This is a genomic window from Achromobacter sp. Root170 (assembly GCF_001428165.1).
GTDB lineage: Bacteria > Pseudomonadota > Gammaproteobacteria > Burkholderiales > Burkholderiaceae_B > Achromobacter > Achromobacter mucicolens.
This window is the reverse complement of record NZ_LMHN01000004.1, coordinates 83,941-103,889: the sequence shown is the minus strand read 5'-3', so window position 1 is coordinate 103,889 and position 19,949 is coordinate 83,941. Positions and strand designations below refer to the sequence as shown.

Below are 19,949 nucleotides of genomic sequence, written 5' to 3'. Positions count from 1 at the left end.
CGGGATGCGCAATAATGTGTGCCATCCCAGATCAAACCATGCTCCGCCCCGGGCGATCCCGCGGGCGCGACCGAAATGTCCCTGCCAGAAACCGCAACGCCCCCCTCCCTGCCCCTCGTCAGCGCCGACGTGCCGCGCCAATTCGCGCGCCGCGGCGACCTGGCTGACGCCCAATTCCTTTATGGCGAGGTGGCGCGCCGCATGCTCGGCCGCCTGCAGTACATCCGCGTGCAGCCCCAAGCCTTGCTGGACGCGGGCTGCGGCGCCGGCGACAACCTGCCGCTGCTGCGCGAGCGCTACCCGGATGCCGCCTATACCGGCCTGGACAACTGTGAGCCGCTGCTCAGCCAAGCGCGCAAGCGCCACGCGCCGGGCGGCCTGTCGGCCTGGATCGGCAAGCTGGCGCGCCGCGGCCCCGCCGCCCCCGCGTTCGTCAATGCGGATCTGGCAAACACGGGCCTGCCGCCCGAATCGCTGGAACTGGTGTGGTCGAACATGGCCATGCACTGGCACCGCGAACCGCACGCCGTGCTGGCCGAGTGGCGCCGCATCCTGAAAGTGGGCGGCCTGGCGATGTTTTCCTGTCTGGGCCCGGCCACCCTGCGCGAACTGCGTCAGGCGGTGGCCGACGCGGGCCTGCGCACCGCCACGCCGTCCTTCGTGGACATGCACGATTTCGGCGACCTGCTGGTGGAGAACGGCTTTGCAGATCCGGTCATGGACCAGGAAATCCTGACCCTGACCTATCGCAGCCCGGAAAAGCTGCTGCAGGACGTGCGCGCCCTGGGCGGAAACCCGGCCGAAGGCCGCCGCGGCGGGCTGGTGGGACGGGATTGGCGCGACCGCCTGTGCGCCGCGCTGGAAGCGCAGCGCAATGCCGATGGGCTTATCGTGCTGAGCATCGAGGTGGCGTACGGTCACGCCTGGCGCGCCGCCGCGCATCGGACCGTGGCCGGAGAAACCCGCCTGTCCGTCAGCGCGATCGGGGGCCGGCACCGCGGCGCCCCCTGACACGGGGGCCCCGCCGCTGGCACTTCTAGTGCAGCCGTTCGGGCACGATGACGCCGGGCTCGGACGCGGCCAGGCTCTGCATGGGCTCGGACGTCGCCCGGATCCGGCGGCGCAGCACCGCAGTGGGCTCCGCCGGCGGCGCGACGGGGGCCGCCGTGCCGCGCCAGGCATTGGACATGGCCTCCACCATCAGCGGCAGGTCGCGCAGGCGGTGATACTGGCTACGCAGCCAGCGGGCATCGTTGCCGGCACGCATGGCATCGTCGCGCAAGGCGGCGATCATGTCGCCCGTGCCCAGTTCCTCGGCCACCGGCATCATGCGCTGGAACAGCGCACGCAGATGGTCGATCAGGCGCACGCGTTGCCCTTCCGGCGTCACGTAGCTGCCCTGCAGGCCAAAACGGCAGGCCTGGAAATGGTTGCTGCGGTAGGACAGCCACGCGTTGTCGCTGGGATCTTCCTCGCGCATCAGCAGCACCGCCAGCACCTGGGCAAACGCCGCCACCTGGCAGGCGCGTTCCACGGTCAGCGGCGTGTCGCAAACGCGGATCTCGACCGTGCCGTACTCGGGCTTGGGACGGATATCCCAGTACAGGTCCTTGATGCTTTCGGCCAGGCCGAAGGCGCGCAGTTGCGACAGATGGGCCTCGAACTGGTACCAGTCCTTGACCTCGGCGGGCATGTGGCCGGCCAGCGGGAAGCTGTTGACCGCGTTCAGGCGCGAGCACGAGAACAGAGTATCCACCCCCTCGCAGTAGGGGGACGACGCCGACAGCGCGATGAAATGCGGCACGTAGGGCGACAGGCGGCGCAAAAGCTTGATGGAATCGTCTCCGCTCTTCACGCCCAGATGGATGTGCTGGCCGAAAACCGTAAATTGACGCGCCAGGTAACCGTACATTTCGGCCAGGTACTGGAAGCGCGGGGTATCCGAGATGGAGCGTTCCTGCCAGCGCATGAAGGGATGGGCGCCGCCGCCCGCCACCGACACGCCCACCGCGTCGGCCGCTTCAACCAGGGCGTCGCGCATCTCGCGCATTTCGGCCAGAAGGCCCATGGGGTGCTCGTGCACCGAGGAGTTCAGTTCGATCATGGACCGCGTGATTTCGGGTTTGACGCGGTCGGCAATAGGATGGTTGGCCATCTGGGCCAACAGTTCGTCAGAGGCTGCAGCAAGGTCAAAACTGCGGGGGTCGATCAGTTGCAGCTCGAGTTCGATGCCCAGGGTGTTGGGGGCCGACGAAATGAACGGGATTTGTTCCATCTCGGACTCCTTTGAATGTTTGATGAGGGTATGCGCCGTTCGACCTTGAAGCCCGGCAACTTCCCGGGGGGCGCTAGACGGCGGCTTGTGAACGCATGATAGCCGCAGCTTTGTGGCAAAACGATTGAAAATCGTGACATTTGTGTGCAACATCGCGAATCATCCGGTTTTGCCCTCTGAAGAAAAGTAAGCAAGCGCTCACAGCATAGGATTGGCGCGGGTCGCCAGCGCGCCAGCAGCCGAAAGCCAGTATTGACGGGGATTCTGAGGGGGGGTGGGATAACCCTGATTAGGGTTATCCCTTATCAAATTGACGCCGGACGGCGGCTATTTGCGCCAGAAGATTGGCGTGAACAGGACCAGCACGGTCAAGAGCTCCAGGCGGCCGATCAGCATGGCAAAGGTGCAGACCCAGATCTGGAAGTCCGACAGCACGGCGAACGAGCCCATCGGACCCACGGGCCCCAGCCCCGGCCCCGTGTTGTTCACGCTGGCAAACACCGCGGAGAACGCCGTGATGGGGTCCAGGCCCGAGAGCAGCAGCAGGCTGGTGAACACGGCGATCGACAGGCCGTAGAACAGCATGAAGGCCAGGACAGACGACATGGTCCGGGTCTCCACCGCCCTGCCGTTGATCCGGACCGGACTGACGGCATGCGGGTGCAGCATGGTCACCAGCTCGTTGCGGGCCTGCTTGATCAGCAGGATGGCGCGAATCATCTTGATCCCGCCCCCCGTCGACCCGGCCGAGGTCGCAAAACCCGACAGCAGCAGCATCGTCAGCGGCGCAAACAGCGGCCACTGCGCAAAGTCCGTGTTGGCATAGCCCGTGGTGGTGGCCATGGAGATGGTGTTGAACATCCCGTAGCGCAGCGCCTCCAGGGGATCCGTGTAGACGTCCTTGATGAACAGGTACACCGAGATGATCACGCCCACTCCCAGCACCACGACCAGGTACGGGATGGCCTCCGGGCAGCGCCAATAGGCGCGCGGGCTGCGCTGGCGGAAGGCGTTGAAGTGCGTCGCGAAGTTGATCCCGGCGATCAGCATGAACACCATCGCCACCATTTCGACCGCCACGGAGTCAAAGTGCGCGAACCCGTCGTCCCAGGTGGAAAAGCCCCCCAGCCCCATGGTGGTGGCCATGTGGCACCAGGCCTCGAACCAGGACAGGCCGGCCAGCCGGTACGCCAGGAAACAGAGAATCGAAAACACGAAGTACACCGCGTACAGCGCCTTGGCCGTGCTGGCGATGCGCGGCGTCAGCCGCTCGTCCTTCATCGGACCCGGGGTTTCCGCCCGGACCACCTGATGGCCGCCCACGCCCAGCAGGGGAAGAATGGCGACGGCCAGCACCAGGATGCCCATGCCGCCGATCCAGATCAGCGTGGCGCGCCACAGGTTGATCGACGGCGGCAAGGTGTCCAGGTTGGTCAGGACCGTGGCGCCCGTCGTGGTCAGCCCGGACATCGCCTCGAAATAGGCCCCGGTGAAGGACAAGGGCAGACCCGCGCCATGGAAATACAGCAGGAGCGGAATGGCCGCCAGCAGAGGCAGGCCCGCCCACACCGCCGACACCAGCACGAAGCCGTCGCGCGCCCGCAATTCACTGCGGTTGCGCCGGGTCAGCGCGGCCAGGCCGCCGCCAATGCCCACCGAAATGAGAAACCCGTCGCGGAACGCGTCGCGGGCCCCGTCCGCCCCCACATGGGCGATGAACAGCGGGATCAGCATGGTGAGGGCGAACATCACCATGGTGAGGCCCAGGATGTACAGGGTGGCCAGAACGCGCTTCATGAAGGCTTATCCGGCCGCGCGCGGCCCACGCAAGGAGTGAGAGGGGCAGCGCATCAGAAGAAGGACGCCGAGACCTGGAACAGCTTTTCCACGCGCGGCATCTGCTGGCGCGAGGGCACGAAGACGATGACGTGGTCGTCGGTTTCGATGACGGTATCGGCGTCGGGCAGGATGATTTCTTCGCCGCGCACCAGCGCACCGATGCTGGCGCCCTTGGGCAGGCTGATCTTGCCCACCGCGCGGCCCACCACCTTGGATGTGGAGCGGTCGCCGTGGGCAATGGCCTCCAGGGCCTCCGCCACGCCCTGGCGCAGCCGGTGCACGGCGACCACGTCGCCACGGCGCACATGGCGCAGAAGCTCGCTCATGGTGGCTTGCGACGGCGACACCGCGATGTCGATATGGCTGCCCTGCATCAGTTCGCCGTACGCCTGCCGGTTGATCAGCGCGATCACCTTGCGTGCGCCCAGCCGCTTGGCCAGCAACGATGACATGATGTTGTCCTCGTCGTCGCTGGTCAGCGCCAGCCAGGTGTCCATGTCCTCGATGTTTTCGCGCTCGAGCAGCGCCTCATCGGTGCCGCTGCCATGCAGGACCAGCACGCTGTCCGGCAGTTGGGTCGCCAGGTACTCGCAGCGCTTGAGGTCGTGCTCGATGATGCGCACGCTGTACTTTTCTTCGGCGAGCTGGCGCGCGAGCCGCAGGCCGATATTGCCGCCGCCCGCGATCATCACGCGGCGCACGGCCCGCTCGGCGTCTCGCAGCTTGCGCACGGCGCGGCGGGCATGGTCCGAATCCACGACCAGCACGACTTCGTCGCCCGGCGCGATGACGGTGCCGCTGCCCGCGCGCAGGGGACGCCCGCCGCGCAGCACGTCGATCACGCGCGCCTTCACGTCCGGCCAGACGTCGCGCAGCTTGTCGACGGACGAATGCGCCATCGGGCTGCCATGCCCCACCCGGACCGTCACGACGCTGACGCGCCCTTCCGCAAATTCCACGACCTGCAAGGCCTCGGGAAATTCGATCAGGCTGTGCAGGTAGGTGGTGACGCTGCGTTCGGGGCTGATGAGCGCGTCGATGCAGAAGCCTTCTTCGCTCATGAGTTCGGGATGTTCGGGGAACTCAGCCGAGCGGATGCGGGCGATGCGGCGGGGAATGTTGAAGAGCTGGCGCGCAATCTTGCACGCGACCATGTTGGCGGCGTCGGACGCCGCACAGGCGATGAAAAGATCGGTATCGGCGGCGCCGGCGTTTTCAAGCACCGACACCTGCGAGCCGTCTCCCAGGACGACACGCAGGTCAAAGTGTTCTTGCAGGTATTGCAGCTGGGCGGGGGCGGAATCGATGACCGTGATGTCGTTTTGCTCGGACACCAGGTTTTCCGCCACGCTGGTGCCTACGCGACCAGCGCCCATGATGAGGATCTTCATGTGCTGCGCTTGCGCGCGGACTCGATGCCCAATTGCTTGAGCTTGCGGTAGAGGTGGGTGCGTTCCAGCCCGGTGCGTTCGGACACGCGCGTCATGCTGTGGCTTTCCCTGACCAGGTGATATTCGAAGTAGATGCGCTCGAACTCGTCGCGCGCCTCGCGCAGCGGCTGGTCCAGCGAGATGCTGCCAAGCTGGCCGTTGGAGGTGGCCGGCGCATCGTTCACGGACACCGCAGCCAGCGCGGCCGGCGGATCGAGTTCGTCTTCCAGCGCGACCACCGGGCTGGCGACCGCCGGATTGGCGGCGGCAGGCGCCGGATGCGGCAAGCGGCCCCGTGCCAGACCCGCGGCAACGGTCTTGAGCAGACGCTGCAGCGTGATGGGCTTTTCCAGGAAATCCATGGCGCCGATGCGCGTGGCTTCGACTGCCGTGTCGATGGTGGCGTGGCCGCTCATCATGATGACAGGCATGTCCAGCAAGCCTTGCGAGCCCCACTCCTTGAGCAGGCTGACACCGTCGGTGTCCGGCATCCAGATGTCCAGCAACACCAGATCGGGACGCATGCGAAGACGGGCAGCGCGCGCTTGCGCCGCGTTTTCGGCCAGCTCGACCGTGTGTCCCTCGTCGTAAAGGATTTCCGACAAAAGCTCGCGTATACCGACTTCGTCGTCAACCACCAGAATTCTGGCCATAAAGCATCCACCTATTGCGTAGCCGCATTATCCTTTTCTTGCGCGGTGGCGTCCATAGTATCGGACCCGGGCGCGAGCCGGGTCAACAGGATGGAAATCCGCGCCCCTCCTTCCTTGCGGTTGGCAAGGTCGATACGTCCGCCATGCTCTTCCACGATCTTGCGGACGATTGCCAATCCTAACCCAGTCCCGTGGGACTTTGTGGTTACGTAGGGCTCGAACGCGCGCTGCATGACCTGCGGCGGGAAGCCCGGACCCGTGTCGGCGACCGTGAAACGCAGCGCCTGATGGGCCACGCGATCAGGCTGTTCGCTGCGCATGAGCTGCGTCGTCACGCTGACGCGACCCTGCCCGCCCAGTTCGGCGATCGCATCGCGGGCATTCGACAGCAGGTTGTGGATCACCTGCCGAAGCTGGGTCGGATCGCCTTCGATGTCGGGCAGGCCGGCCGCCAGGTTCACGTCCAGATTCAGGGCCTTCTCCGTCAGGCGCGAGGACCCGCCCTCGGGCTCCCAGCCGTACAGCGACAGCACGTCCGCCACCAGCGCGTTGAAGTTGATGCGTTGCATGACGGCCGGCGGCGTGCGGGCGTATTCGCGGAAGTCGTCCACCATCTGCTTGAGCGACGCCACCTGGTTCACGATCGTGTTGGTCGAGCGCGCCACGATCTGGGCCTCGGCGGGCGGCAGCTTGCCTTCCAGCTTCATGGCAAGGCGCTCGGCCGAGAGCTGGATGGGGGTCAGCGGATTCTTGATTTCGTGGGCCAGACGGCGCGCCACCTCGCCCCACGCCACCGTCCGGTTGGCCGAGATGACTTCGGTGATGTCGTCGAACACCACCAGATAGCCGTTGCCGCGCCCGTCCACGCGCAGGTGCGTGCCCCGCGCCAGCAGCGTCAGCGGCTGCGATGCGGTCTCGCCTTCGACCGCGGCGGGCGCGATTTCGAACTGCTGCTGCCAGTGCTGGCGTTCGGAACCGACCGCCGCATGCGTGGAAAACGCCTGACGCACGATGTTCGCAAATTCCAGCATGCCGTCCGCCGTCTCCAGCGGGCGGCCGATCACCGAACGCAAGTCGGCGCCCAGGATGGTCTGGGCCCCCTGGTTGACCGTGGTGACGCGGAAGGCTTCATCGAACACCAGCACGCCGGAGGACAGATTGGACAGCACGCTTTCCAGGTAGACGTTGGAGCGCTCGAGCTGCTGACGGTTGCTTTCGACCATGCGGCGCGCCTCGTCGAGCTGGCGCGTCATGGCGTTGAACGAGCGCGTAAGCTGGCCGACTTCGTCGCGTTCCGGGGGTTCGGGCAAGGGCCGGTAGTCGCCCACGCCCACCGCCTGCGTGCCGCCTGCCAGGCTCAGCAGCGGGCGCACCAGCCGCTTGGACAGGGACAACGCCACCGCGATGGCGCCGAACGCCGCCAGCAGCAGGGCCAGCGTCAGCGTGATGCCGTAGAGCTTGCGCAGGCCCAGCCGCGACAGCGCCAGCTCCTGGTAATCGCGAAAGCCCTGCTGCACGAGGTTGGCGTTGTGCGCGATCTGCTCGGGCACCGGCTGCAGCAGCTGCAGCCAGCGGGGTTCGGACGCCGGCCCCAGCAGGTTGTCGTAGCGGTCCGGGCCGTTCAGCGGGATCACCACCCGCAGATGCAGGCCGCCCTCGGCGCCCGGCGTCACGGGATCGTCGGCTTCGGCCGCCGAGTAGCCGCGCGCCAGCCGCAACTGGTTCATCACCGTGGACGGCGGCATTGCAGGCAGCAGTTGCCCGTACTGGCTGGTCGAAAACGCCACCATGCGGCCGCTGCCCGTGAACACCATGGCTTCCTGCACGCCATTGGCCTCGCGCAGCCGGGTCAGCGCCAGCGTCACGCCGCTGTCGGTGCTGCGGTTCAGTTCGACCGCCATCGAGCGCGCCCGAGCGTCCAGGTCCGCCAGCAGCGAATCCAGCGCGGCGCGGCCCAGGTTCAGGCCGGCTTCCAGCGCCGTATCCACGCGCACGTTGAACCAGGATTCAATGGAGCGCGACATGAACTGCACCGACACGGTGTAGATGAGCGCGCCGGGCACCACACCGATCAGGGCGAACGCCAGGGAAAATCGGGCGGTGAGCCGCGCGCCGAACTGCCGGCGCCGGATCTGCCGGGCCAGCCGCACCGTCAGTGCAACCACCCAGACAAAGAGCGCCAGCGCGAAAATGCCGTTCAGGACCAGCAGCGTGTCGTAGTAGCGCGCAAAGCGCGAGGCGTTTCCGGTGGACCAGGCCAGTAAGCCCAGCAGCGCCAGACCGCTCACGGCGCCGACCATCAGCGCCAGCCGAAGCAAAAGCCTCATGAGGGATCTTTCTCCTTGTCGCCCAACATGAACGAGAAGTCCATCCACGGCGTCGCCTGCGCCCAAGAACTGCTGTTCAGGGCATTGACCTGGAACGGCCGCGGCAACAGCGACGTATCCAGCCTCAGGCGCAATTGCCCGTTGTATTGCGACCCCGCATCAAACTCGCTCGCCTCCGCCACCCGCCAATTGCGGATGTGCCGGATGGCGCTCATCGCGTCGTCCAGCGAGGCCACCGGAAAGGACAGCTCGCCCACGCCAGCCCGCCATTGACGGGTCAGCGCGTTATAGACCACCCGCCAGGTGCGGGACGTGTCCACCAGCGACTGGTCGAACCAGTACCAGCGCTCGCGGGTGATGGTGAGGTCGGCCGTGAAATACAAGGCGACGCCGCGCTGGGCGGCGTCGCGCAACTGCTGATTCAGCTCGAATTCGATATCCGCATCGATTTCCAGGTTGCCGTCCCGCACCACCGGATCCACCCGGGTGACGCGAGGTTCGGACGCATGCGCCAAGCCGCCCGGCGCGGTCAAAAGCACGGCAGATACCAGCAACAACCCAAGAAATACGCGCGAAATAATGGACATACGGCACCGGGACTACGTCATGCCCCTATTCTTCGGGATTCAGGACTGCTTGGCAAACAAGGCGTAGAAAAACCCGTCGTGTTGCGCCGCGGGTGTTGCATCGACCGCAACTGGCAGCAACTGGCCCGGTGCCTCCAGGCGGGTCGCGTCGGGGTGGCGCTGCAGAAACTCCAGGGCCTGGCGCGTGCCTTCGATCGGAAAGACCGAGCATGTCACATAGAGCAGGCGGCCGCCCGGCGCCACGGTGGACCAGAGCGCGTCCAGGATCCGGGTCTGCAGGCTGGCCGTGCGGCGCAGGTCGTTCTCGCGGCGCAGCCAGCGGATGTCGGGGTGACGCCGCACGATGCCCGACGCCGTGCAGGGCACGTCGGCCAGCACCGCGTCAAAGGGCTTGCCGTCCCACCAGGCGTCCAGGTCGGCCGCATCGGCCGCCTTGAGCCGGACGTGACCGCCGCCCAAGCCCAGCCGCGCCAGGTTCTGTTCCACGCGGGCAAGCCGGTCGGCATCGGCGTCCAGGGCAAGCAGGTCGATATCGGCCAGCTCAAGCAGATGCGCCGTCTTGCCGCCCGGCGCCGAGCACGCGTCCAGCACCCGCATGCCGTTCGCGGGCGCCAGCAATTCGGCGGCGAGTTGCGCGCCCGCGTCCTGCACCGACCACCAGCCCTCGGCAAAGCCGGGCAACTGCGTCACCGGTTTGGGCGTGGCGAGCACCACGCCCGACTGACCCACCGGCTCGGCCGCCAGGCCCGCATCGGCAAACGCCGCCAGCACCTGTTCGCGCGTGGCGCGACGGCGGTTCACCCGCAGCGTCAGCGGGGCCGGCAGGTTGGCGGCGGCCAGGATGTCGCGCCATTGCTTGGGATAGGCCACGGTCAGTTGCTTGACCCACCAGCCGGGGTGATTGAATTGCGCCTCGGGGCTGTCGGCCACCGCGGCTTCAAGCGCGGCGCGTTCGCGCAGGAAGCGGCGCAGGCAGGCGTTGAGCATGCCCTTGTACGACGCCAGGGCGCGCGAGCCGGCGGCTGCGGTCACCGCCTGGTCGACAACCGTGTGCGGGGCGTAGACCGGCATGCCGGGCAAGGCCACGGCCGCATCGCCCTCTTCCTTGAGCAGCGTCAGCGACACCAGCAGCAGGGACTCGAACAGCACGCTGGGATAGCGCTGCACCATCTCGCGCCCGACCGCATCGGCCCAACCCAGGTAGCGCATCGCATGAAACGACACGGCCTGCGTGGCAGGACGCAGCGCGGCGTCCACGTCGGCCAGCGCCTCGGTGAGCGAACGGCCGTCGAGCACATCCTCCACCACTTCCGCGCTGGCAAGAAGGACTGAAGAGAGCGGAGGAGCCAGATTGGGGGAGTCGGAACGCGTGGACATGGGGCGAAATCAAAGAGTAAGACCGCTATGGTAGCCCGGACCTGGACGAGAGGGCGGCGGGCGCGGCACACTGGGTGCCTGCCCCGGAGCCCGATATGACCCTTGCCACGCTGCTGCTGTTCGTCCTGGCCTCTGCCGTTGCCATCATCACGCCCGGTCCCACCGTGCTTCTCGCCCTGTCCAATGGCTCGCGCCACGGCGTGCGCGCCGCGTGCTGGGGCATGGGCGGCGCCGTGCTGGCCGATCTGGTCCTGATCGGCGCGGTGGCCTGCGGCCTGGGCGTGCTGCTGGCGGCCTCCGAAGTCGCCTTCCAGATCGTCAAATGGGCGGGCGCGGCTTATCTGGCGTGGCTGGGCGTCAAGCTCCTGCGTTCGGACGCGGCGCTGATCCTGCCGTCCGAGCGCCCCCGCGACGCCCGTCCGGACGGCCTGGCCCTGGGCATGCGCAGCTTCGTCGTGGCGCTGACCAACCCCAAGGCCCTGCTTTTCATGTCGGCCTTTCTGCCCCAGTTCATCAACCCCGCAGCGCCGTTGCCCGCCCAATACGCCATCCTGGCCGGGATCCTGGCGCTGCTGAACGTGGCGACGATGCTGGCGTACGCCACGCTGGGCGCGCAGATGGTCCGCGCCTTCCAGGCGGGCGGCCTGCGCTGGCTGAACCGGATCTGCGGGGGCATGCTGATCGGTCTGGCCGGGACGCTGGCCCTGTACCGGCGCACCGCAGCCTGAACCGGACACGGGCCGACGGTCCGCGTCGCACACCTGGCTCCGTTTTTACGGAGCTAACTCCCGTTACGTGGTCGCGGCGCCGAGAATCCAATCCCTGAACGCGGAAATTTTCGGATTGTCGTGCTTGGCCTCTGGATAGACCAGGTAATAGGCGAAGGTTTCCATATGGGTCGGCTTCGCGAGCATGACGAGGCGCCCTTCGGCCACGTCGCGCGCCACCATCGCGGCCGGGAGCAGGCCCGCGCCTTGGCCTGCGACCACAGCGCTCAGCAGTAGCCCGGAGTCGTCAAAGGAGGGGCCGCGGGGAACCCCAACCTCGCTGATGCCTTGCGCTTGAAACCACAGGCTCCAGCCCTTTCGGTCAACGTCGTGAACCTGCGGCCATCGCGTCAACTCGGCAGACTGCGCCGGCGTCCCCAGGCGCTCGACGAGCGGCGGCGCTGCAACAGGCACCATTTCTACGGAAACGACGCGATAGCTCCGCAAGCCAGGATAGCGGCCGACGCCATGGCGCACCGCAAGATCAACGCTGTCACGCGAGAAATCCACCAATGCGCCGCTGGTGAGGATCTGAAGGTCGATTCCAGGGTGGGCTTCCTGAAATGACTTCAGACGTGGAACGAGCCAGGCCGACGCAAAGAACGGCGTGACGCTGAGCGTCAGGTTACCGGTATCGGCGGCGACAGCCACGCGCCTGGACGCGTCGGCGATCTGACGGAACGCGTTTCGGATGGGGGGCAGATAGTCCCGGCCTGCTTGGGTCAACAGGATTCCCCGATTCACCCGCTCGAACAGCTTCACGCCAAGATGGTCTTCCAGGTTTCGCAGCATCTGGCTGACGGCTCCCGGCGTAACGCACAACTCTTGCGCTGCGAGTTTCACAGAGAGATGCCGCGCCGCGGATTCGAATGCTCGCAATGCATTCAGCGGGGGAAATTTTCTAGGGATCATTTAGATAATCTAACGTGAATCTCGGAGAAAGACTGGTTTGTTGATGCAACCATATAGCCAATATAGTGCTTGCAGCACTTTTAGGCGTGCAGCCCCCCTGCTTTGATACCCATTAGCCAAACTATCGTTATTCGAGTGAGGTTCGTGCGTTCAACGCGCATTGGGCCAACGACCGACGCCGCCCACGGAGATCAACATTGACCAAAGAATCCATTGCCTTGCACTATCTAGAGCTCACGGAAGTCGCGGCGCTAATCCGCAATCGCGACATCTCTTCGCGGGAGGTGACGCAAGCGCAGCTCGACCGGATTGCCGCGCTTGATGGAACGTTGCACAGCTACGCGCTGGTGATGGCGGATGCCGCGCTCGCCCAAGCGGACGTGGCTGACGCGGAGACGGCTGCCGGGCATAGTCGCGGACCGCTCCATGGCGTTCCCATCGCGATCAAGGACCTCTGCCAGATCAAAGGCTTTCCGACGGGCGCCGGCATGGCGGTCCATCGGCATGTCGTTTCCGACGAAGACGCGACGGTTGTACGTCGCCTGAAGGAGGGCGGTGCGGTGTTGCTCGGCAAGCCTCAACTCACCGAGGGCGCCTATTCCGATCACCACCCATCCGTTACACCGCCGCGCAATCCGTGGCATGCCGACTACTGGCCTGGCATTTCCTCTAGCGGCTCGGGCGCGGCGACGGCGGCGGGACTTTGCTACGGGTCGCTTGCGTCCGATACCGGGGGTTCCATCCGCTGGCCGGCGGCCGCCAATGGCGTGACTGGATTGAAGCCGACCTGGGGACGGGTCAGCCGTTACGGCGTTTTCGAGCTGGCGCCTTCGCTGGACCATGTTGGAACAATGGCGCGCAGCGCCGTGGATGCGGGAACACTGCTCGGTGCAATAGCCGGCGGCGATCCAAACGACCCGACGGCGCTGCTGGACCCCGTGCCGGACTATCTGGCGACCGTTATCGGGGATGTGCGTGACCTGCGGATCGGCATCGATGCCGTCTGGAACAACGACGATGTCGATGCTGGCACGCAGGCGGCCCTTGCTGAAGTCATCACGGCATTCGCAGCGCTGGGGGTTGAGATTGTCGACATAGAATTCCCCGACGTTACCCAGGCGGTCGCCGACTGGGTGCCGAACTGTGCGGTCGAAGCCGCCGTCGCGCACAACGCAACATACCCGATGCACAAGGACCAATATGGCAGCGTGCTCGCCTCGGTCATCGAGGCGGGACATGCGGTCTCGGGCACGCAGTATCAGGAGATATTGCTGCGGCGCATGGCGTTCCGTGGCCAAGTGGAAGCGCTCTTCAGCAAGATCGACCTGCTGCTGACGCCGGTTCAGCCATTTGCGCCGCTGACGCTCGCCACGGTTCAAACGCTCGGCGAACAGCCGGGCCTGATCGCCAGGCTGCAACGATACACCTGCCCGTTCGATATGTCGGGCCATCCAACCCTGACCATGCCCGGCGGCTTCACTCAAGCGGGAATGCCGATCGGCTTCCAGCTCGTCGCCGGCCATCTCGGCGAGGCGAAATTGATCCGAGCCGGTGCGGCGTTCCAAAGCATTTCGACATGGCATCGTCGCCACCCGGTGGCGTGACATGACGACCACACCCACCAATCGCCTCTTTTACGGCTGGATCGTCGTCGCAGCAGCATTCGCCATCACCTTTGTCGGCTTCGGCAGCGCCTATACGTTCAGCGCCTTCGTTCCGTCGTTGCAACAAGACTTCGGGACATCGCGGGGCTCGGTGTCGCTCGTCTTTTCTCTAGCGGGATTCCTGTATTTCGGGCTGGGCGTTGTGAGCGGCCCGTTGGCCGATCGGTGGGGCGCGCGGAGCCTTGCCATGCTCGGCATGGCCCTGGTCGGCGCTGGCCTAGCGCTCGCCAGCGTCGCGCGCACCATTTACGAAGTCTATGCCGCTTACGGACTTGGTGTCGGTCTTGGCATCGGTTGCGCCTATGTGCCGGCCGTCGGGGTGGTCCAGCGCTGGTTCCTCAAGCGCCGGGGCTTCGCGTCCGGCATCGCGGTGAGCGGCATCGGCGTCGGGACCCTGGTGATGCCGCCACTCGCCTCGTGGATGATCGAGATGCTGGGTTGGCGGGGGGCCTATCTGGCGCTGGGGGGCCTCGCCGCGATGATCGGCGTGGGCATGTCCTGGCTCATTGCGAATGATCCTCGCGACAAGGGAACCGGACCTGACGGGGTTCCCCTTGAGGTCGTTCAACCTGGAGCGGCCCGTATCGGCGCCTCGGTGGGAGAAGCGGTCAGATCCCCGCAATTCGCCGCGCTATATTCGGCCTGCCTGATCTGCTCGTTCGGTGTTTTCGTGCCTTTCGTGCATCTCGTGCCCTATGCGCAAGATCATCACATCGACCAATCCGCCGCCGTGCTGCTACTCGGCGCCATCGGTATTGGCAGCACGCTTGGACGCTTCTTCCTCGGCGGCCTGGCCGATCGGGTCGGGCGCCAATCTTTCCTTCTGATGATGTTCATCGGGATGGCTGCCGCGCTCGCGATCTGGGTTCTTGCATCCAGCTTCTGGCCACTCGCCGTCTTTGCGCTGCTCTTTGGTCTCTTCTATGGCGGCTGGGTGGCGATCCTGCCCGCCGTGGTCATGGATCAGTTTGGCGGACGCAATGTCAGCGGCATCATCGGAATTCTCTATACCAGCGTGGCGATCGGAACCCTGGTCGGCCCCAGCGCGGCCGGCTTCATCTTCGATATGAGCAAGAGCTACACGCTACCCATCCTCGTGAGCGTTGCCGCGAACGTCATCGCGGCCATCGTGGCGACGTTCGCCGTGAAGAAGCCAGCGAAAATCGCGTTCCCTTCCAGGTACCCCCGAGCCCCTTCTGACACCGACGGTTGATGGGTGCCTTGACCCGCTTGCTCTTCGTGTCTGACCCCCCGATCGCTGAAGCTTAAGTAGCTGTAAACTATAGGTTTTGTCTTTACGAATTGGATTTCCAGATGGAAACGAAGCGGGCCCCAAGTGTAGCTATGGTGTCGTTAGGGTGCCCGTAGGCGAGCCCAACTAAACTGTTAGCGCGGTACTCGACAGGAGTGACGCTGGCTTCCGGGGACACTCGCGAAGTGGATTCATACCGTATTGGCCCCTTGGATGCCATGGACGAAGAGCAGAAAGAATTCCAAGCCGCGCTACTGCGGTCCGTCGAGGACATGAAGGCCGGGAGGTTTGCGAGCAAGACGGTAATCGGAGAACTTCGAAAGCCGTTCTCTGAAACCAATCCGCACCTGAACGGTTTCATGGATTTCTTGGCCGAGTTCAACAAAGAGACTGAGCGCGGAACGGCTCTTGCGGCTGCAGCGATGCTCGATGAGGTGCTGGGGCGGATCATCGAATCGTTCCTGATTCCGAACAAAGGGAGCAAGGCTTTGCTCGACGGCTTCAATGCTCCGCTCGGCACCTTCTCTGCGCGCATCGCGTCGGCGTTCGCCCTTGGCCTCTTGTCGGAGGTTGAGTATCGTGAGTGCGAGCTGATTCGAAAGGTGCGTAACGAGTTCGCGCATCAAATTAAGGTGTCATTCAAGACAGAACGGATCGTGAGCCTGTGCGCGCACCTCCAGCTTTCAGCAAAAAGCTATGGAGACGTTCACGTTGATACGCGAGGTCAGTTCACTACGGCGGCAGTCGGGCTGATTCTGAATCTAACGAATCGGCCTCATTATGTTGGGCAAAAGCGGTTGCAGTCGGTGAGTTGGAAAACGTAGGCCTTACCTAGATCTCAGAAGCATCCATTCGCTCACTCACGCGCGAATGCGTTGGCGCATCGCGCTTTGGTCTCGCGCATGATTCTTGGCGTACCACGTCGACCCTTGCAGCAGCCCCAGTGCGCAAGCGCGCTGCACGCTGCTCCTCAAGCTGCTTGAGCTTACGCAGCTCACTCACCCCGAAATCGGCGTATTTCTTCTTCCACGTGTAGAAAGTCGCCTCCGACACGCCAGCTGCCGACATACTTCGACCAACGGCGTACCACTATCGGCCTATCGCAGCGCAAAGGTGATCTGCTCTTCGATAAATCTAGACCGTTTCATGGCTTCTCCTCGCCCCGTTTGGGGCGAGGAGAAGCAACCTTAACTCTAGTTTTGACCTGTACGAATATTCCGCCTCCCGCGATTCGAATGCTCTGCAATGTCCCTCACGCACACTCACGACGACCTCAGGTATAGTAAGGCGTTGTAACAGCCCACCACTATTGAACTGCGAGGCATAGGAAATGCCTATAGCCGGCTGGCTAACGAGCCCATAGAGGTGGAAAAATGGGGGTGAAATGACTGCATCGGTAGCGCGCCTCGTAGGTGCCGACTGGGAAGAATGGGCGAATCGTCTGTTATCACACCACTACGGGCCGACGGAATATCAAAGAGTCCCATCTAAAGATCGCGGAGATGCAGGCATCGAGGGCTTCTGCATTGCCAACTGCCTAGCCTTTCAGTGCTACGGGTGCGACGAGCCGATTAGCGTACAAGAGCGCTACGACAAGCAGCGCGACAAGATGACCGAGGATTTGACGAAGTTCATCCAGAACAAAATTGTACTCCAACGTCTATTTCGGCCTTCACTGAAAATCAAACGCTGGATCCTGTTCGTCCCCTTATTTGACAGCAAGGAAATCGTTGCACACGCCGCCAAGAAGACAAAAGAGATTCTTAGTGCTGCTTTGCCCTATGTCGACACGACTTTTCGTGTAATGGTGGTGCAGGAGTCAAGTTATTCCGTGGCGCGCGAACAGTTACTGAGCACGGCACCACAGGGCTTGAGGTTCAATCAATCGCCAATCACAGAAGAGGAAGTCGATGCCTGGAGCACTTCCAACGACAAGTTGGTCGACGTCCTCAAGACAAAGCTCGCACGGCTGCCCATGATCAAGAATGAAGCACAACTCGATGCATTCGTCGGCCGCGTTCTGAAATGGTATTTGATGGGACAAGAGCTACTGGAGCAACTGAGAAAATATCCTGATGTGTACGAGAAGGTTATTGCAACCAAATCCCATCGCGAAGAGTTTCTCGCATTGAGTTGTCTCGATGGAATCGCCGCAAATGCACGCTTAAATGAGGTGGTCGCGGACTTCAAAAATGACCTCCAAGCAGAAGCAGGCGAACTCCATACTTTCACCGCTCAACATCTTGCTACTGAAGCGGTGGCTGATTGGTTGATGCGTTGCCCACTCGACTTCCCGAGTCCGGCCCATGACTGAACATGACATCGAGAATGTCTTCGACATCTCCGAGCTAAATGTCGAGTTCGTTTTCGGCCGACGACCTATTGCACTTCCCGGCGACTTACGGCCCACGTGGCGCATTGGGCTGCTAATGCTGTTGCTCGCACAGTGTTGTCGGCAGCAACGCTCCAGCCTCACTAGGCTGCATGTATTGAACTGGGCGATGCGCTCCGAAGAAAACCACGAGAACCTTATGGCGCTGATATCGCAGCAGCTCCGCCCTGACGCGCTGGTCGTTCGTTTTGACCCCGCATTCAACCGTGCGATCGACTTTGCCCTCGGCGAGAATCTCGTCCAGCGTGTAGACGGCTCGCGAATTGAACTTACTCAACAGGGGAGAGCGTTCGCGGCAGACGTCATAAAAACGCCCGACGTCTATATAAATGAAAAACGTTTGATCGGCGCCATAAAGCAGAAAGCGTCGGAGACGCTGGTGGAAAATATCTTCGGAATCAGGAAATAGATGCATGCGCCTTCGACAGCTAAAGATCAACATTAGTACCACGGACGGCCCATACGGGACGACATTGAATTTTTCCGACGGCCTAGTTGTTGTCTGGGCAGACAATTCGATGGGAAAGTCTACATGCGCACGCGCCATATTGGTCGTGCTTGGCATGGAGGCAATGCTCACCACCTCGCAGCAAGATCTCCCGTTGACGCCGGCTATGACGACAAAGCTCGATGGAGGTCGACATTCGCATGCGGTGCTTGAGTCCGAGATATGGCTCGAAATTGAGAATGACTCAGGCAAGCGCATTACCGTTCAACGCACGGTAAAAGGAACGCGGGATAAAAATCTCATTACCGTGCATGAAGGTCCTGCGTTAACCCAACCAGCCGACTATAACTCCCGCGACTATTTCGTGAACCGTTCGGGAGGGGCTGTGCGCACCGTCGGATTTCATTGGTATCTCGCCCAGTTCCTTGGCTGGGAATTGCCTATAGTCCAGAACTATGAAGGAAATGAAGTCCCACTGTACCTCCAGTGCATACTCCCATTTGTGATGACCGAGCAGACTCGAGGCTGGTCGAGCATTCAGCCGCCGGTCCCTAGCCAATTCCGCATCCGCGATGTTCACAAGCGAGCAGTGGAATTTCTAATGGGTCTGGATGCCCACAAGATTGCGCTAGACCGGCAGATTCTGCAAATGCGTAGAGCTCAACTCGAGGCACAATGGTCGGCTCAGGTTCGGCAGCTTAAAGAACTTGCCTCGGCCGCTGGTGGGATCGTCAACGCCCTGCCGGCCGAACCGTTGACCCAGTGGCCGCCGACGGTCCCTCCGACGATCAATGTGCCCCAGTCAAAGCACTGGATCAGCCTTTCGGAACGTATAAGACAACGCACCGAGAAGAAGGCCGTCTTGGAAGCACAGAGTATTCCAGAATCGTCGTCCGTCTCGGAGACTGTGCGGCAGGAGCTCGCAGAGCTCGAAACGTTCGTGGCGAATCAGCAAGCAGTCCTGTCTAGACTGATCGATGCGTTAGCAGCTGAAGAACAAGAAGTCGCCCGCGTTCAACAGCGTCTCACCGCGATCAAAGAGGACATCCAGCAAAACAAGGATTCCCGGACGCTCAGACAACTGGGTTCCCGTCAGGGTTCCGAGCTCGACCAGGGCTCATGCCCGGTGTGTCATCAATCCGTGCTCGACGCGCTGGTGCCGCTTGCACCGCACCAGATAGTGATGTCCCTAGATGAGAATATTGAGTTTTTGCAAGAACAAAATCGCACGTTCACGGGCGTGCTAGAGCAAAGCAAACGTGTCGTCGCAGCGCGTCAGCAGCAAGTGCACGCGGCACGCGCAGATATAGCAAACGCGCGCGAGCGCATTCAGTACCTTCGGCGGACACTCACATCCAGTGGCAACAGCCCTTCCATTGCGGCAGTCTATGAACGTGTCGAGCTCGAACGCGACCTGAAACAAGATGCTCACTTCTATAGCGCTTTTCTACGCGCCTCGGCGACGTTTGCATCATTGTCCGAGGAGTGGCAGACCGTACAAACAGAAATTGGGAATCTTCCAAAAGACGACCTCTCTTCGACTGACCATCGCAAGTTGGAAAGTTGGGGAGTCTCGATTCAGAAACAGTTGCAGGACTACGATTTCAGGAGCTTTCCGATCACAGAAATCACTCTCTCCCCCTTAACCTATCGCCCTGAAATTGAGGGCTTCGAGATGCAAACGACGATCTCCGCGAGCGATCTCATCCGCACCATCTGGGCCTACCAGTACGGCATGTTGGAAGTGGCCCGCACTGCGTCCACGCATCACCCCGGCTTGCTTGTCTTCGACGAGCCAAGGCAGCAGTCCACGCACGATGTCAGCTTCCTTGAGTTGCTGAAGCGCGTCGCTCAATCGGCCAAGTTTGGCCAACAGGTGATCCTTTTCACAAGCGAAGATAAAACGCGCTTAAAAAGTCATCTACAAAGCCTCGACCACCAGCTTGCAGAAATTGACGGCCGGGTCATTCAAAAACTCCAGGTCAGCAACTAGCGCCATACATCTGTCTCGTATGTTGCGGCCCCT

Annotated in this window: 16 protein-coding genes and 1 pseudogene; 8 read left to right on the top strand and 9 right to left on the bottom strand. The window is 63.0% G+C overall.

Going from position 1 to position 19,949, the window contains the following annotated elements; all coding sequences use genetic code 11:
* Positions 1-75: 75 nt before the first annotated feature.
* Positions 76-1,011, top strand: coding sequence for a methyltransferase domain-containing protein (locus ASD87_RS08185; protein ID WP_056319728.1), 936 nt, complete (start codon positions 76-78; stop codon positions 1,009-1,011).
* Positions 1,012-1,036: 25 nt separating this feature from the next.
* Here the strand turns inward: ASD87_RS08185 and ASD87_RS08180 are convergent, their stop codons facing one another.
* The 7 genes from ASD87_RS08180 to rsmB all read right to left on the bottom strand — a co-directional run bounded on the left by ASD87_RS08180 (position 1,037) and on the right by rsmB (position 10,488).
* On the bottom strand, positions 1,037-2,275 hold the full coding sequence (locus ASD87_RS08180) for a YbdK family carboxylate-amine ligase (protein WP_056319726.1): 1,239 nt from the start codon (positions 2,273-2,275) through the stop codon (positions 1,037-1,039).
* A gap of 327 nt (positions 2,276-2,602) precedes the next feature.
* Positions 2,603-4,072 carry a TrkH family potassium uptake protein gene (locus ASD87_RS08175; RefSeq protein ID WP_056319723.1) on the bottom strand — a complete coding sequence of 490 codons (1,470 nt, stop codon included), beginning with the start codon at positions 4,070-4,072 and terminating at the stop codon, positions 2,603-2,605.
* Between the two features lie 53 nt (positions 4,073-4,125).
* Positions 4,126-5,505 carry a Trk system potassium transporter TrkA gene (gene trkA / locus ASD87_RS08170; protein ID WP_056319722.1) on the bottom strand — a complete coding sequence of 460 codons (1,380 nt, stop codon included), beginning with the start codon at positions 5,503-5,505 and terminating at the stop codon, positions 4,126-4,128.
* Positions 5,502-6,197 carry a response regulator gene (locus ASD87_RS08165; RefSeq protein WP_056319719.1) on the bottom strand — a complete coding sequence of 232 codons (696 nt, stop codon included), beginning with the start codon at positions 6,195-6,197 and terminating at the stop codon, positions 5,502-5,504. Before ASD87_RS08165 ends, trkA begins: the two co-directional genes overlap by 4 nt.
* An 11-nt stretch (positions 6,198-6,208) precedes the next feature.
* A complete protein-coding gene (locus ASD87_RS08160) occupies positions 6,209-8,524 on the bottom strand; it encodes an ATP-binding protein (RefSeq protein ID WP_056319716.1) in 2,316 nt (771 codons plus the stop codon).
* Positions 8,521-9,111 (bottom strand): DUF4390 domain-containing protein, encoded by a 591-nt coding sequence (locus ASD87_RS08155; RefSeq protein WP_082586235.1) that lies wholly within the window; start codon positions 9,109-9,111, stop codon positions 8,521-8,523. The genes ASD87_RS08160 and ASD87_RS08155 overlap by 4 nt, the downstream gene beginning before the upstream one ends.
* A 39-nt stretch (positions 9,112-9,150) precedes the next feature.
* Positions 9,151-10,488, bottom strand: coding sequence for a 16S rRNA (cytosine(967)-C(5))-methyltransferase RsmB (gene rsmB / locus ASD87_RS08150; RefSeq protein WP_056319713.1), 1,338 nt, complete (start codon positions 10,486-10,488; stop codon positions 9,151-9,153).
* A 95-nt stretch (positions 10,489-10,583) separates the two neighbouring features.
* On the opposite strand from rsmB, the gene ASD87_RS08145 reads away from it, so the two are divergent.
* Positions 10,584-11,216, top strand: a complete 633-nt coding sequence (locus tag ASD87_RS08145) for a LysE family translocator (protein WP_056319711.1) — start codon at positions 10,584-10,586, stop codon at positions 11,214-11,216.
* 63 nt (positions 11,217-11,279) lie between these two features.
* Here the strand turns inward: ASD87_RS08145 and gcvA are convergent, their stop codons facing one another.
* The gene (gene gcvA / locus ASD87_RS08140; RefSeq protein WP_056319708.1) at positions 11,280-12,167 is read right to left on the bottom strand and encodes a transcriptional regulator GcvA; all 888 of its coding nucleotides are present in this window, start codon (positions 12,165-12,167) and stop codon (positions 11,280-11,282) included.
* A 197-nt stretch (positions 12,168-12,364) separates the two neighbouring features.
* Here gcvA and ASD87_RS08135 point away from each other — a divergent pair, with 197 nt between their 5' ends.
* The 3 genes from ASD87_RS08135 (at position 12,365) to ASD87_RS08125 (ending at position 15,907) form a co-directional block, all read left to right on the top strand.
* On the top strand, positions 12,365-13,771 hold the full coding sequence (locus ASD87_RS08135) for an amidase (RefSeq protein WP_056319705.1): 1,407 nt from the start codon (positions 12,365-12,367) through the stop codon (positions 13,769-13,771).
* A 1-nt stretch (position 13,772) separates the two neighbouring features.
* Positions 13,773-15,044 carry an MCT family MFS transporter gene (locus ASD87_RS08130; protein WP_056319703.1) on the top strand — a complete coding sequence of 424 codons (1,272 nt, stop codon included), beginning with the start codon at positions 13,773-13,775 and terminating at the stop codon, positions 15,042-15,044.
* 257 nt (positions 15,045-15,301) lie between these two features.
* Positions 15,302-15,907: a transcriptional regulator gene (locus tag ASD87_RS08125; protein ID WP_235512660.1), complete on the top strand. Its 606-nt coding sequence runs from the start codon at positions 15,302-15,304 to the stop codon at positions 15,905-15,907.
* 132 nt (positions 15,908-16,039) lie between these two features.
* On the opposite strand, the pseudogene ASD87_RS27290 reads toward ASD87_RS08125, so the two are convergent.
* Positions 16,040-16,231: pseudogene (locus ASD87_RS27290) on the bottom strand (transposase); the annotation flags it as partial.
* A gap of 236 nt (positions 16,232-16,467) precedes the next feature.
* Between ASD87_RS27290 and ASD87_RS08120 the strand changes: the two are divergent.
* From ASD87_RS08120 to ASD87_RS08110, 3 genes are read left to right on the top strand one after another with little or no spacing between them, the layout of a single operon-like run.
* Positions 16,468-17,397 (top strand): hypothetical protein, encoded by a 930-nt coding sequence (locus tag ASD87_RS08120; protein WP_056319700.1) that lies wholly within the window; start codon positions 16,468-16,470, stop codon positions 17,395-17,397.
* A complete protein-coding gene (locus tag ASD87_RS08115; RefSeq protein WP_056319697.1) occupies positions 17,390-17,884 on the top strand; it encodes a hypothetical protein in 495 nt (164 codons plus the stop codon). The genes ASD87_RS08120 and ASD87_RS08115 overlap by 8 nt, the downstream gene beginning before the upstream one ends.
* Before the next feature lie 4 nt (positions 17,885-17,888).
* Positions 17,889-19,916 (top strand): hypothetical protein, encoded by a 2,028-nt coding sequence (locus ASD87_RS08110; RefSeq protein WP_056319694.1) that lies wholly within the window; start codon positions 17,889-17,891, stop codon positions 19,914-19,916.
* Positions 19,917-19,949 lie beyond the last annotated feature (33 nt).

Bases quoted from the DNA above. Each gene is read 5' to 3' on its own strand.
- ASD87_RS08185 (WP_056319728.1), top strand. From the start codon at position 76: ATGTCCCTGCCAGAAACCGCAACGCCCCCCTCCCTGCCCCTCGTCAGC.
- ASD87_RS08180 (WP_056319726.1), bottom strand. From the start codon at position 2,275: ATGGAACAAATCCCGTTCATTTCGTCGGCCCCCAACACCCTGGGCATC.
- ASD87_RS08175 (WP_056319723.1), bottom strand. From the start codon at position 4,072: ATGAAGCGCGTTCTGGCCACCCTGTACATCCTGGGCCTCACCATGGTG.
- trkA (WP_056319722.1), bottom strand. From the start codon at position 5,505: ATGAAGATCCTCATCATGGGCGCTGGTCGCGTAGGCACCAGCGTGGCG.
- ASD87_RS08165 (WP_056319719.1), bottom strand. From the start codon at position 6,197: ATGGCCAGAATTCTGGTGGTTGACGACGAAGTCGGTATACGCGAGCTT.
- ASD87_RS08160 (WP_056319716.1), bottom strand. From the start codon at position 8,524: ATGAGGCTTTTGCTTCGGCTGGCGCTGATGGTCGGCGCCGTGAGCGGT.
- ASD87_RS08155 (WP_082586235.1), bottom strand. From the start codon at position 9,111: ATGTCCATTATTTCGCGCGTATTTCTTGGGTTGTTGCTGGTATCTGCC.
- rsmB (WP_056319713.1), bottom strand. From the start codon at position 10,488: ATGTCCACGCGTTCCGACTCCCCCAATCTGGCTCCTCCGCTCTCTTCA.
- ASD87_RS08145 (WP_056319711.1), top strand. From the start codon at position 10,584: ATGACCCTTGCCACGCTGCTGCTGTTCGTCCTGGCCTCTGCCGTTGCC.
- gcvA (WP_056319708.1), bottom strand. From the start codon at position 12,167: ATGATCCCTAGAAAATTTCCCCCGCTGAATGCATTGCGAGCATTCGAA.
- ASD87_RS08130 (WP_056319703.1), top strand. From the start codon at position 13,773: ATGACGACCACACCCACCAATCGCCTCTTTTACGGCTGGATCGTCGTC.
- ASD87_RS08125 (WP_235512660.1), top strand. From the start codon at position 15,302: ATGGACGAAGAGCAGAAAGAATTCCAAGCCGCGCTACTGCGGTCCGTC.
- ASD87_RS08120 (WP_056319700.1), top strand. From the start codon at position 16,468: ATGACTGCATCGGTAGCGCGCCTCGTAGGTGCCGACTGGGAAGAATGG.
- ASD87_RS08115 (WP_056319697.1), top strand. From the start codon at position 17,390: ATGACTGAACATGACATCGAGAATGTCTTCGACATCTCCGAGCTAAAT.
- ASD87_RS08110 (WP_056319694.1), top strand. From the start codon at position 17,889: ATGCGCCTTCGACAGCTAAAGATCAACATTAGTACCACGGACGGCCCA.